Origin of the sequence: Streptomyces sp. 8L (genome assembly GCF_020176795.1) — a bacterium.
Classification (GTDB): Bacteria; Actinomycetota; Actinomycetes; order Streptomycetales; family Streptomycetaceae; genus Streptomyces.
The window spans coordinates 1-12,200 of record NZ_JAIUKE010000391.1 but is presented as its reverse complement, the minus strand read 5'-3'; the positions used below and the strand labels follow the sequence as shown (position 1 = coordinate 12,200).

General features: G+C 71.9%; 14 protein-coding genes. 5 read left to right on the top strand and 9 right to left on the bottom strand.

Annotated elements, in window-relative coordinates:
* On the top strand, window positions 1–711 hold a 711-nt coding region (locus tag LCE31_RS28040), incomplete at its 5' end, for a VWA domain-containing protein (RefSeq protein WP_225019057.1).
* Between the two features lie 30 nt (window positions 712–741).
* Here the strand turns inward: LCE31_RS28040 and LCE31_RS28035 are convergent.
* The 5 genes from LCE31_RS28035 to LCE31_RS28015 form a co-directional block, all read right to left on the bottom strand.
* Window positions 742–2,094 carry a sensor histidine kinase gene (locus tag LCE31_RS28035; RefSeq protein ID WP_225019055.1) on the bottom strand — a complete coding sequence of 451 codons (1,353 nt, stop codon included), beginning with the start codon at window positions 2,092–2,094 and terminating at the stop codon, window positions 742–744.
* A gap of 89 nt (window positions 2,095–2,183) precedes the next feature.
* A complete protein-coding gene (locus LCE31_RS28030) occupies window positions 2,184–2,837 on the bottom strand; it encodes a response regulator transcription factor (RefSeq protein WP_225019053.1) in 654 nt (217 codons plus the stop codon).
* A 247-nt stretch (window positions 2,838–3,084) separates the two neighbouring features.
* The gene (locus LCE31_RS28025) at window positions 3,085–3,678 is read right to left on the bottom strand and encodes a hypothetical protein (protein ID WP_225019051.1); all 594 of its coding nucleotides are present in this window, start codon (window positions 3,676–3,678) and stop codon (window positions 3,085–3,087) included.
* A gap of 94 nt (window positions 3,679–3,772) precedes the next feature.
* A complete protein-coding gene (locus LCE31_RS28020) occupies window positions 3,773–4,621 on the bottom strand; it encodes a heavy metal-binding domain-containing protein (RefSeq protein ID WP_225019049.1) in 849 nt (282 codons plus the stop codon).
* A gap of 96 nt (window positions 4,622–4,717) precedes the next feature.
* Entirely contained in the window at window positions 4,718–5,656 is a 939-nt protein-coding gene (locus tag LCE31_RS28015) for a hypothetical protein (protein ID WP_225019047.1), read from the bottom strand.
* Window positions 5,657–6,192: 536 nt separating this feature from the next.
* On the opposite strand from LCE31_RS28015, the gene metG reads away from it, so the two are divergent.
* From metG to LCE31_RS27995, 4 genes are all read left to right on the top strand, one after another.
* The gene (metG, locus tag LCE31_RS28010; RefSeq protein ID WP_225019045.1) at window positions 6,193–7,800 is read left to right on the top strand and encodes a methionine--tRNA ligase; all 1,608 of its coding nucleotides are present in this window, start codon (window positions 6,193–6,195) and stop codon (window positions 7,798–7,800) included.
* A 248-nt stretch (window positions 7,801–8,048) separates the two neighbouring features.
* Entirely contained in the window at window positions 8,049–8,219 is a 171-nt protein-coding gene (locus LCE31_RS28005; protein WP_225019043.1) for a hydrophobic protein, read from the top strand.
* A gap of 307 nt (window positions 8,220–8,526) precedes the next feature.
* On the top strand, window positions 8,527–8,892 hold the full coding sequence (locus tag LCE31_RS28000; protein WP_225019041.1) for an ATP-binding protein: 366 nt from the start codon (window positions 8,527–8,529) through the stop codon (window positions 8,890–8,892).
* A 65-nt stretch (window positions 8,893–8,957) separates the two neighbouring features.
* The gene (locus LCE31_RS27995) at window positions 8,958–9,578 is read left to right on the top strand and encodes a YdeI/OmpD-associated family protein (RefSeq protein WP_225019040.1); all 621 of its coding nucleotides are present in this window, start codon (window positions 8,958–8,960) and stop codon (window positions 9,576–9,578) included.
* 61 nt (window positions 9,579–9,639) lie between these two features.
* Here LCE31_RS27995 and LCE31_RS27990 read toward each other — a convergent pair whose 3' ends face one another.
* The 4 genes from LCE31_RS27990 to LCE31_RS27975 all read right to left on the bottom strand — a co-directional run bounded on the left by LCE31_RS27990 (window position 9,640) and on the right by LCE31_RS27975 (window position 11,977).
* Window positions 9,640–10,416 carry a YqjF family protein gene (locus LCE31_RS27990; RefSeq protein WP_225019038.1) on the bottom strand — a complete coding sequence of 259 codons (777 nt, stop codon included), beginning with the start codon at window positions 10,414–10,416 and terminating at the stop codon, window positions 9,640–9,642.
* Between the two features lie 97 nt (window positions 10,417–10,513).
* Complete coding sequence (locus LCE31_RS27985) at window positions 10,514–10,771, bottom strand: hypothetical protein (RefSeq protein WP_225019036.1); 258 nt, start codon at window positions 10,769–10,771, stop codon at window positions 10,514–10,516.
* Window positions 10,768–11,115 carry a hypothetical protein gene (locus LCE31_RS27980; RefSeq protein WP_225019034.1) on the bottom strand — a complete coding sequence of 116 codons (348 nt, stop codon included), beginning with the start codon at window positions 11,113–11,115 and terminating at the stop codon, window positions 10,768–10,770. The genes LCE31_RS27985 and LCE31_RS27980 overlap by 4 nt, the downstream gene beginning before the upstream one ends.
* Window positions 11,116–11,197: 82 nt before the next feature.
* Entirely contained in the window at window positions 11,198–11,977 is a 780-nt protein-coding gene (locus tag LCE31_RS27975) for a VOC family protein (protein WP_225019032.1), read from the bottom strand.
* Window positions 11,978–12,200: the final 223 nt, after the last annotated feature.

The window sequence follows — 12,200 nt, the reverse complement described above, 5'->3', positions numbered from 1 at the left end:
GCCCCCGCCCCCGCCCCCGCCGCTTCCGCAGGGGCGGACCCTCTCCCGGAGGGGCTGCGCGCGGCCTACGCCGCCGCCGGGAAGGCGCTCGGCAGGGACGAGGACGGGAACGGGGCCGGTGAGACGCCGGAGCGGGCCGTGTACCTGGTCCTCGACCGGTCGGGTTCCATGCGGTCCTTCTACAAGGAGGGCAGCGCCCAGCGCCTGGGTGAGCAGGTGCTCGCACTCGCCGCGCACCTCGGCGCGGACGAGGAGCCGACCGTGCACACGGTGTTCTTCTCCACCGACATCGACGGCTCGGCCGACCTCACGCCGGGCGCGTACGAGAACGTCATCGACGAGACGCACGCCGGGCTCGGGCGGCTCGGCCGCACCAGCTACCACCGCGCCGTCGAGGAGGTCGTGGAGCACTACGAGAAGTCCGCTGCCGCGGCCGAGGGCCGGCCGGCGCTCGTCGTGTTCCAGACCGACGGCGCACCGGACGCCAAACTCGTCGCGCGCCAGGCGCTCAGCGACGTCGCCCAGAAGCCGCTGGCGTGGGCGTTCGTGGCGTTCGGGCCGTACGACTCCAAGGCGTTCGACTTCCTGCGCAAGACGGAGCAGGAGATGGAGCACGTCGGCTTCTTCCACGCGGGCCCCGAGCCGCACAAGCTCTCCCACGCGGACCTCTACGCCGGCCTCGTCAAGGCCTGGGACGCGGCCGGCGGCTGACCCGGCCGCCCGGGGGCCGGGCCGGAGTTGTCATGTTCCGCGGGGGCGCTCACGCGGGGTGTGGAGGTCCTGGCGTGCGGGTCTTGCCGCTGTCGTGGGCAGGGTGACCGTGACCTCAAGGCCGCCGACGCCCCGGCGGCCCGGGATCGCCGACACGTCGCCGCCGTGGGCCTGCGCGATGGAGCGCACGATCGACAGGCCGAGACCGGCGCCCGCGCCCGGGCCCCGGCCGATGCGGTCCCTGCCCTCGCCCCTGCGGAACGGCTCGAACAGCGCCGGGATCTCGGCGGGCGGCACCGGCGGCCCCGTGTTCGTGATCCGCAGGGTGCCGTTGTCGACACTGACGTCGACGCTCCCGCCGGGCACGTTGTACTTCGTCGCGTTGGCCAGCAGGTTCGCCGCCAGACGGGACAGCAGCATCCGGTTCCCCCGTACGGGCCGGGGCCCGCGCCCCACGACCCCGGCGGACCCGGCCGACGCGGCGGACCCGCCCGGCGATGGCGTCGCGGCGGGCGCGGACGGGACGGCCGGCGCAGCCGGGGCGGTCCGTTCGGCCGGTGTGCTCACCGCGACGCCGTGCCGCGCCGCCTCCTCCGCCACCAGCTCGCGGAGGTTCACTTCCTCCAACTCGTCTTCCGCCAGGCCGCGTTCGCTGCGTGCGAGCAGGAGCAGGCCCTCGATGAGCTGCTCGCTCCTGCGGTTGTTCTCCAGCAGCGTGGTGCGCGTGCGGGAGCGTTCCTCCGGCGTGGACGCGTCGTCGAGCCCCACCTGGATCGCGGCGCGCTGCGTGGCGAGCGGCGTGCGCAGTTCGTGCGACGCGTTGGCGATGAACCGCCGCTGACTGTCGAACGCCCTCTCCAGGCGCGCCAGCAGCGCGTCGAGCGTGTCGCCGAGCTCCTTGAGCTCGTCGTCGGGGCCGTCCGCCGCGATCCGCTCGTACAGGTTGCGCTCCGTGAGGCCGCGCGCCTTCTCCGTCATCTCACGGATCGGGCGCAGCACCCGCCCCGCCGTCCACCAGCCGACGATCACCGCGAGCAGCGCCATGGCCAGCAGCGCGACCAGCGACCAGAACATCAGCTCGTTGCGGGCGGCGTCGCTCACGTGGTCCGTGAGCTGGAACAGCGTGAGCCGGGCCGGCCGGTCCGCCTGCCGCACCACGAGCAGCGGGTCCCGGGCGCCGTGTCCCGTCCCCGGCACGGCGCTCCACACGGGGACGACGTCGGCGCGCGCCGCGATCGCCTGCGCCTGGTCGTGGGTGCTGGAGTTGGACAGCAGGTTCACGACCCCGAGCAGGCACGCGCCGAGGACGACGAAGACGCCCCCGTAGACCAGGGCGATCCGAGTCCTGATCGTCGAACCGGGCCCGAGCACCGTGCCCCGCACGGCGCCTCGTGGCGGGCCGCCTCCCCCCACAGCCCCTCGTGGCGGGCCGCCCGCCCGGCCGGGTCCTGAAGCGGTGGCCGCCGTCGCGCTCATAGGGTGTAACCCACTCCTTGCACCGTCTTGATCAGGGGCGGTTCGCCGAGTTTGCCGCGCAGCTTGCTCAGGCACACCCGTACGGCCCCGGTGAACGGATCGGTGTGCGCGTCCCACGCGCGCTCCAGCAGTTCCTCCGCGGAGACGGGCGCCCCGTCCGCCTCCAGCAGGATCTGGAGCACGGAGAACTCCTTGGGCGACAGGTCGAGCGGGCGCCCGTCGCGCGACGCCTCGCGGCGTACCGAGTCCAGCCGGACTCCCGCGCGTTCCAGCTGCGGCGGTACGGGTCTCGCGCTGCGCCGTCGCAGTGCCCGCACGCGCGACACCAGCTCGGGGAACTCGAACGGTTTGCCCAGGTAGTCGTCGGCCCCGAGGTCGAGACCCGCCACCCGTTCCTCCACGGACGCGGACGCGGTCAGCATCAGGATGCGCGTACGGGACGACTCGGCGACGAGTTTGCGGGCGACGTCGTCCCCGTGCACGCGCGGCAGGTCGCGGTCGAGGACGACGACGTCGTAGTCGTGCAGCCCGAGGTAGGCGAGCGCGGCGTCCCCGCTGTACACGGTGTCCACGGCGAAGCCCGCGCGGCGCAGGCCCGTCGCCACCAGCTCGGCCAGCATCTCCTCGTCCTCGGCGACCAGCACCCGCATGCCGACGTCCCCTGCCTCTCGCCCCGTTCCTTCGTCACGTTCGCCACGCTCCCGGGGGAGCCGGAGCGGTTTCGCTGGGTTCACCCGAGATGTGAGGGTCCCGGCAGGCAGTCCTACCGCACCGGGTGTTTCGCAAAGCTCTCTGAGGCTTCGGGGCTCTGAGGTTCCGAGCCCGCCGGCCCGGGGTGGCGGCCTCGGAGCCGGTGACCACGAGGCCGGACCCCGGAGGACGGGATCGGCGCCGCCGCTACTCCCCGCCCACGACGAGTCGTTCCAGCGCAGCCCGCGCCCGCGCGTCCGAGCGGGCCCGCGCCGCGATCGCCTCGGCGAGCCGCCGCGCCCACTCCTCCATCTCCACCTGCGTACGGGACAGCACCACGCCCCGCACAACCTTGAGGATCTCGGGCACCAGGCGTCCGCGCGCCATGGTCAGCGCGAGCCGCTCGTCACCGAGCGAGATCTCGGCCCGCTCGACCCTGCCCTCACGCCCCGCCATCCGGTCCGCCATCGAGCGCCGCTTGCGCTCCAGCTCGACCGACCCGGCCGGCAGCGCTTCGGCGAGCGAGCCGCCCAGCACCTGCGCGTACACGTCGAGGTCGGCCGCGTCCCTGCGCAGAGCGGCGGCGAGCAGCTCGACGGAGGCGGAGGCAGAGGCACCCGGGCCGGGGTCGGGGCCGCGATCGGGATCGTCCGGGCCTCCGGTACCGGCCGGCAGGTTCGCGCCATCTACGGGGCCCGGCCTGTCCGTAGCGCCCGGCCCGTCCGTAGCGCCCGGCTCGTTCGCGGCGCCCGGCTCGTCCGGGGGGCCCGGCCTGTCGTCTCCCCTGGCGTCGTCGTCCATGCGTGACATCCCCCTTCTCGGCCTCTCCCGCTGGGGCCGCTCCGGCCATGCGGTGCGTACGGGTCGGTCAGTCAGTCATTCGGTCGGTCGGTCCTCAGCCGTCGAGGCTCAGCACCATCGTCGGGCGGGCGATCTCGTGGTCCTCACGCAGCGGGCGCACGGCCGTGCCGATGGAGAAGAACTCCGTCGTGTGGCCGCCCCACCGGTGGTTGTGCGCGTTCAGCTGGACCCCGACCACGCCCTCCGCGTGCAGTTCCTCGGCCTCCGCCTGCATCCGGGCCATGGCCAGCTCACGCGCGTCGTACAGGGCCTGCGTGAACCGTTCGATCTCCACGTTCTTGCCGAAGTTCGACAGCGCGGCGCCCATCCGCTGATGTGCCACGTGGTACACGCAGGTGCCCATCACCATCCCGAGCGGCGCGTAGCCCGCCCTGATCAGCGTCCAGAAGTCCTGGCCCGACAGGTCGGAGGTGAACGGCTGGTTCTTGTTGTTGCGCCAGGACGTGCCGCCGGGCGCGGGCTCGTCGGCCTTCACAGCCGTACCGATGGCGATGAACTCGGCGATGTCACTGCCGAAGTCGCGCGCCTCCACGCTGAGCCGTACGCCGACGATGCCGTCCGCGCCGAGCTGCGCGGCCTCCGCCTCCATACGCGTCATGGCCAGCTCGCGGGCGTGGTACATCGCCTGACTGAGCGTCTCCAGCTCCTGGTTCTTGCTCCAGCGGCCGATCTGGATTCCGACGTGGTAGATCGAACTGCCGAGCACCAGGCCGATCGGCCGGAAGCCCGCCTCCCTGACCAGCAGGAACTCATTGACGGACAGGTCGCTGGTGAAGATCGCCCCGGCCTTGCCCGGCTCCAGGTCGGCGAGCCTGCGCATGGCGTCGGCGGGGACACCCTCCTGCGAAGGGCCTCGTCCCGTCTCGGATTCCGTACCGCTCACGTCGTCACCTCTGTCGTGTCCGCTGCATCTGTCGTGTCCTTCGTGCCCGTCACGGGCACCGCGCCGCCCCTGCCGTCATGCCCGTCATCCCCGCCGTCACCCCTGTTGTCCCAGGCCGCGGAGCTCCTCCACGATGCGGGTGCGCTCCAGCGGGTCCCCGTACGGCGACGACTCCACCGCCGCCAGCCGGGCCCGCAGCCGGTCGGAGCGGCGTCCGAGCGGCAGGACCGCCAGGGTGCGCGGCTCCGCGGGGGCCCGGTGGAAGGCGGCGACGGACGTGCCGATCATGGTGGAGTCCGCGACGTGGTCCCGCTGGTCCACGGTGCGCCAGCAGGCGGTCTCCCGCACCACCAGCGAGCCCGCGGCCAGGATCACGCCGTCGCCGCCCCGTGAGCGCACCAGCTGCGCCAGCCGGCGGCGGGAGGACGACCGGGCGCCCTGCACGAGCGAGGACCACCCCTCGACCTCGCCGTTGCTCCAGCTGTTGGACTGCACGTTCGTGAGGAAGGTGTCGTGCGTGACGCCCCTGGCCATGCCGACCAGCAGCTCCACCGGAATCCAGCCGTTCGAGACGAGCTTCGCGAAGCCCTGGCCGTCGAGGTGGCAGGTGAAGGGCCGCTTCGGCCGTACCGGGCCGCGGGCGCGTACGGCGGTGCCGATGACCTTGAACTCCAGGTAGCTCGGGTCCGTCGGGAACGGCGCCACGGTGAGCTCCGCCGCGACCACGCCGTCGCCGCCGAGGGCGGCGCACTCGGCGGTGAGCCGTTCCAGCGCGGAGCGGCGGGCCGCGTCGTAGCCGTCGAGCCCGTAGAGGACGGTGCGGGCGGGGGCGCCCCGGTTCAGCAGGTCGGCGCCGGAGTACCGGCAGTCGTAGACGTTCCAGATCTGGTAGACGGCCGAGCCCATCACCTGCCCGACGGGCTCGAATCCCACTGCGCGGATGGCCGCGAACGCGCCGGTGGACAGGGCGGACGTCCAGGTGCCGGTGCGCTGCGCGCCCGCGAGGCGCTCCCGTGCCGCGGGTGGCAGACCCACGCCGTCCCACGGGGGCGCCTCAGCACCACCGGACCCGCCCGACTGATCCGCCTCACCCGCCACCGGACCGCACCTCCTGCCGCCAGTTCGCCGCTGCTCGCGCCGTTGATCCCGCCTGCCGAACGCCCGTACCGCGGGTACACCCGTCGTACGCCCGCACGCGCGGGCACACCCGCCGTACGCCCGTACCGCGGGCGCCCGCCGTACATCCGTACGGCCTGTACGCCCGAAACGGTCGTGACGCCCGTACGTCCGAAGCGGTCGTAACGCTCGTACGTCCGAGGCGGTCGTAACGCCCGTACGTCAGATCGAACGATCGGCCGCGCACCGAAGATCCCGGAACCGCTCTCCCGCTCGCTCGCACCTTAGACGCCGCCGCCCCCGCGCACGGGGACAGGTGTCCAGTGTTCACCCCGGACGCCCGGCGCGGAGGTACGGCACGACCGCGGAGGGCCCGCGGGCGGGGGCAGGACCGCGGGCCCGTCCCGGGGGAAACGGTTCGAAGGCACAGGAACGCGGCGGATACCATTTCGAGCATGGCGGCCACAGAACCCGAAGCGCGGGGCGAGAAGACGTACTACGTCTCCACCCCCATCTATTACGTCAACGACGCTCCCCATCTGGGCCACGCCTACACGACCGTCGCAGGCGACGTGCTCTCGCGCTGGCACCGCCAGCGCGGCGAGAAGGTGTGGTACCTCACCGGCACGGACGAGCACGGTCAGAAGATCCTGCGCACCGCCGAGGCGCACGGGGTCACCCCCCAGGAGTGGTGCGACAAGCTCGTCGAGGAGTCGTGGCGCCCCCTGTGGACCCACCTCGACGTGGCGAACGACGACTTCATCCGCACCACCGAGAAGCGCCACACGGACCGCGTCCAGGAGTTCGTCCAGGACCTGTACGACAAGGGCGAGATCTACAAGGGCGGCTACGAGGGCCCGTACTGCGTGAGCTGCGAGGAGTACAAGCTCCCTGGCGACCTCATCGAGGCCGAGGACGGCACGCCGCTGTGTGCCATCCACAAGAAGCCGGTGGACATCCTCCAAGAGGAGAACTACTTCTTCAAGCTCAGCGAGTACGGTCCGAAGCTGCTCGCGCACTACGCGGAGAACCCCGGCTTCATCCAGCCGGAGTCCGCGCGCAACGAGGTCGTGAACTTCGTCAAGCAGGGCCTCCAGGACCTGTCGATCTCCCGCTCCACCTTCGACTGGGGCGTCCCGGTCCCGTGGGACCCGAAGCACGTGATCTACGTGTGGATCGACGCCCTCCTCAACTACGCGACGGCGGTCGGCTACGGCTCCGACGAGGCCAAGTTCACGTCGACCTTCCCGGCGGACGTGCACCTGGTGGGCAAGGACATCCTCCGCTTCCACGCGATCATCTGGCCCGCGATGCTGATGGCGAACGGCCTGCCGCTGCCCGGCAGGATCGCCGCGAACGGCTGGCTGCTGGTCGGCGGCGAGAAGATGTCGAAGTCCAACCTGACGGGCATCAAGCCGCAGGACCTCACCGAGCACTTCGGCGTCGACGCGTACCGCTGGTACTTCCTGCGCGCGATCGCGTTCGGGCAGGACGGCTCGTTCTCGTGGGAGGACCTGAGCGCCCGCTACACCTCGGAGCTCGCCAACGACTACGGCAACCTCGCGTCGCGCGTCGCGGCCATGGTCGGCAAGTACTTCGGCGGGAAGCTGCCGGAGGCCACCGCCGACGGCGCCCCCGAGCAGGCCGTGCGCGAGGGCCTGGCCAAGGCGGTCGCGGAGGCCGACCGGCGCATCGGCGAGGAGCTGGACTTCTCCGGCGGCATCGCGGCGATCTTCGACTTCGTGAAGCAGGTCAACGGCTACCTCACGGAGCAGGAACCGTGGAAGGTCGCCAAGGACACCTCCGACGAGGGCCGGGCGCGGCTCGCGACGATCCTCTACACGGCGGCCGAGTCGCTGCGCGCGATCGCGGTCCTGCTGAACCCGGTGATGCCGGACACCAGCCGGAAGCTGTGGGACTCGCTCGGCGCCGCCGAGTCGCTGGGCGCGCTCGCCGACCAGCGGATCGCCGACACCGCCACGTGGGGCCGCCTGCCGGTGGGCACGACGGTGACGAAGGGCGCGGTGCTCTTCCCCCGCCTGGAGGAGCCCTCGGCTGTCTGACCGCGAGGGCAGTGCGTCACGTGACCCGCTGCCCTGGCGGTCGGGATCTACCGGCTGCCGCGCGACAAGGGCCGGACCCGTGCCTACGCCACGGCCCCCCCCTTCGTGCTTCCGGAGTCCAGGGCCGGACGCGGACCGGTCACGGACCGGGCGTGGATCAGACGCGGACCGAACGCGGATCGGACTCGGGAAAAGTCGGGTACATGGCACGCCGTGAAAGGGGCACACGGCTTGTCGGAGGTAATGAAATGGTTCCCCTTCTGCTGGTTCTTCTGCTCGCGCTCATTCTCGCGGGTGCGGGTTTCGCACTCCACCTGCTGTGGTGGATAGCGATTATCGTGATCGTGCTGTGGGCCGTGGGCTTCCTGGTACGCCCCGCCGCGAGCGGCGGCAAGCGAGGCCGCTGGTACCGCTGGTAGCGGAATGCGGCGGCAGCCGAATGCGGCACTTAAGGAATGGCGCAACGGCCGAATGGCGCGGTGACGGAATGACGTGATGGCGAAATGCCGCAGGCCCGCGAAACGCGGAAAGAAAAGAGTGGGGGCGGTCATGACTTTTCATGGCCGTCCCCACTCTTCATCCATCCACCCACCGATGCCGCGCCCCGGACGGGCCGCCGCCACACCGGCGGCCGGGGACCGCGCATCGACATGCGGAACCGGGACCGCGCATCGACGGGCGGACCGGGGGCACTCGGCACAGTGCGCAGGGCGAAGGAGTGGACCGGTGTTGACATTGGAATCGGCGGAGATCTCGGCCAGTGACGCTCGACGCCTGGTCAGCACGTATGTGACCGGGTACTGTCCGCACCTCGACGCGGGGACGGTGGCCCTGGTGGTCGGAGAGTTGCTGTCGAACGCGCAGCGCCACACGCGGGGCGGCTGGCAGCTGGTGATCCGGCACAGTGCCCGCGTGCTGAGCGTGGGCGTGCGCGACGCCGACCCGCGCCCGCCGGTGGTACTGCCGCTGAGGCTGGACGGCTCGGGAGGGCTGGGCATGCGGATCATGCGCAGTCTGAGCGACCACTTCACCATCCGCGGGCACGACGGCGGCAAGACGGTGACGGCCCTGTGGCGCCTGGCGGGTGCCTGACCCGCGGCTCCGTGCACCGGGCGAGCGACAACGCCCGGCGGCGTCGGCCCCCGCCCGAAGGCGCCATGACGGCCGGCCGGGTGTGGTTCGCTGCTGGGGTGACTCAGGACGTGGAGATCGTCGCATTCGAATCTGCCGAGGCCTTCGGGGCATGGCTCGGCGAGAACCACTCCCTCTCGTCCGGCATCTGGCTCAAGCTCCGCAAGAAGGGCCCCAGGAAGGGCCCCGGAACCGTCGCACTGGACTACGCCACGGCGCTCGACGTGGCACTGTGCTACGGCTGGATCGACGGCCAGAAGGCCGGGTTCGACGACCAGTGGTGGCTCCAGCGGTTCACCCCGCGCACGCCGCGCAGCAAGTGGTCCAAGCGCAACCGCGACAAGGTGGCAGCCCTGACCGAGCAGGGCCGGATGCGTCCCCCGGGGCAGGCCGAGGTGGACCGTGCCAGGGCGGACGGCCGCTGGGAGGCCGCCTACGACGGCTCGAGGACCGCGACGGTGCCGGACGACCTCGCGGCGGCCCTGGCCGCCGTCCCGGCCGCCGCGGAGTTCTTCGGAACACTGGACCGGCAGAACCGCTACGCGATCCTGTACCGCGTCCAGGACGCCAAGAAGCCCGAGACCCGGGCGCGCCGGATCGAGAAGTACGTGGCGATGCTGGCGAAGGGCGAGAAGCTCCACCCGTAGACGCGGAAAGGCCCGGCGGCCGGCGTGGCGCGTGTGGTGGTGCCCGAGCCCCGCGCGCCGCTCAGGGCCGGGGGCTCGCGCTCCCCCAGCTGTCCGGCCGGCCGAAGCGGACGGGCACCCCGGGCGAGTACAGCACGCTCGCGGGCGGCCCCACCGGTGCGGGCAGGCCCCCCGCGCCGATCAGCGTCTCCCGGCACTCCAGCAGCTCGGCGCGGTGCAGCGCCCAGCGCGGATGGGCGTTCGGCAGGTGGACGAGCCGCCCGGCGACGGTGGTGTGCAGCGCCCAGCGCGCGGTGAGGAAGTGCTCCAGCGGGGACGGCTCGGCGATCCGCTCGCCCGCCCTGATCCGGATACGGGCGGCGGCGCCGACCGGCCCGGGCCACCGCCTGCCGCTGGTGTACGTGAGCACGGGCCCGTCCCGCAGGACACGCATGCGCGCCCACATGTACGGCAGCCGGAACGCCGCCCGTGCCACGAGCACCGGCACCAGCCGGGACGCCTCCAGGGACCGGAAGACGACAGCGCGCCGCCCCCGCTCGTCCACGGAGTACAGGCGGACGTTCGTCTCGGCGAACGTCCCGAAGTACGGCACGCCCGGCAGCCGGAAGAAGCCCACCCCTTCCATCCGGAACGCGATCAGCCCCACATACGCCACGCCCTCGAACACGTCGGGCACCGTGCCCACGGGCAGCAGCGGCGCGACCGCCGCGGGGTCCACGGCCCAGTGCAGCATCGCGAGATCCCGCCACCGCTGCGTCAGCAACGGCCGAAGCCCCGCACGGGGCGCATCGGGCACAACGGCCTCCACCACGGCCCGGCCCGGACCTCGGGTCTCCATGCGGCCAGCATCCCAGAGCGGAGCCGGGGACGTACGCCGAGAAGCCGTGCTCGCCGCATGTCCTCGCCCCATGCCGTCACGGCCAGGGCCGTAGGGCTCAGGAACCCAGGTGAACGATCTGGACGACGAAGACGCGCTCGCTGCGTACGACGATCTGGTACCGGAACATACCGCCCGGAAGGATGACGTCGCTGCCCTTCGGGTCGGCCCCTTCGTGACTCCGGCCGTGTACGTACAACGCCTCCGCCATCCGGACCAGCTCGTCTGCTTTCCGCTCAACCTCCTTGAGGAACAAGGGCGGCAGGGTCCGGGCCGACTCCTCCGCTCCGAACACGTACTCCCAGGACCAGCTCAAGCGCGCACTGCCTTCATGGCCTCGTCCAGGACAGCCGTGAGTTCCCGCAGCGCGGCCTGTGCGACGGCAGGGTCCTCGTGCTCCAGGTGACTGGTCGCGTGGGCGTGGCGGCCCGACAGGTCGGGGCGGCGGGCGATCTCGATGTCCCTGGCCCAGGCAAGTACCCAGCTTCGCACCGGACTGAGCGACTGCCACTCGACAGCCTTGGCGAACGCCTCGTCCTTCGACTGCTGCATTTCGGGCAGTCGGCGGGGGGCAACGATGGCGAGCGCGGTCCTTAGAGCGTCAGGCGTCTGCTCGGGACGGGGGACCAGTTCGTGTCCGTGGTCGGCCTGGGTACTCATGATGTCCTCCTGGGAGTGCACGAGTCAGAGTAGTCGGCCGGGGCGGCTGTGGGCGGGGGGTCGGCGGAGGCGCGGTGACGGGCTACATTGGTGTCGGTTTGATCATTGCGAAGTGTGCGCCCTGGGGGTCGGTGACCACTGCCATGCGGCCGGCGATCATGTCGAAGGGGGGTACGAGGACGTTGCCGTTGCGTCTGATCAGGGCGTCCACGGTGGAGTCGACGTCGTCGACCGCGAAGTAGGACAGCCAGTGCGCGGGGGTGCCGGGCGGGTCGTTGTCCAGTCGGGTGACGCCGCCGACGGGACGGCCGTCCACCCGCATCTCCCAGTACGAGTCCGTGCCGTCCAGCGGCGAGATCTCGATGCCGAGTGCGTCCCTGTAGAAGGCGGTGGCGGCGGAGACGTCGCTGGTGTGCAGCTCGTTCCAGGCCAGCGCCCCGGCCTCGTTGACCACCTGCGCGCCGAAGAACTCGCCCGGCTGCCACACCCCGAACGGCGCACCCTGCGGGTCGGCGGCGATCAGTACCCGGCCCAGGTTGCCGACGTCCATCACCGGGGCCAGCACGGTGCCGCCCGCCGCGACGATCGCCCGCTCGGTGTCCTCCGCGTCGGCGCCGCTCAGATAGGTGGTCCACACGGTCCGCTGTTCCGGCATTCCCTCGGCGGGCATCGCCGGAGCGATCCCGGCCACCGCCCTGCCGGTCAGTTCGCACACCGCGTACCCGCCGTACTCGGGAGGTCCGGACTGCCCCTGCCAGCCGAGCAGGTCGCGGTAGAAGTCCAGTGCCGCCTGCTGGTCCTTGGCCGTCAGATCGACCCAGCACGGTGTGCCGGTCGCGTACGGGGTGGTGACTTCGGGCATTTCCCGCCCTTTCCCATGAGATAGCACGTCAGCGGTTCCGTCGCCGCAACGTAGCTGATCGTTTGGCGCATCCCGGTCAGCGCCGCAGGTGAACCGGGTGCTCGTACGGCATCTGGCGGCAGCCGTTGCACTTGCCGGGGGCCGGGGCGCGGAAGGCGTGGTCGCACGTGTCGCAGTTCTGGAGCGGGTGGCGGACCGGGGCAGGGGCCGCAGGGGTGCGGAA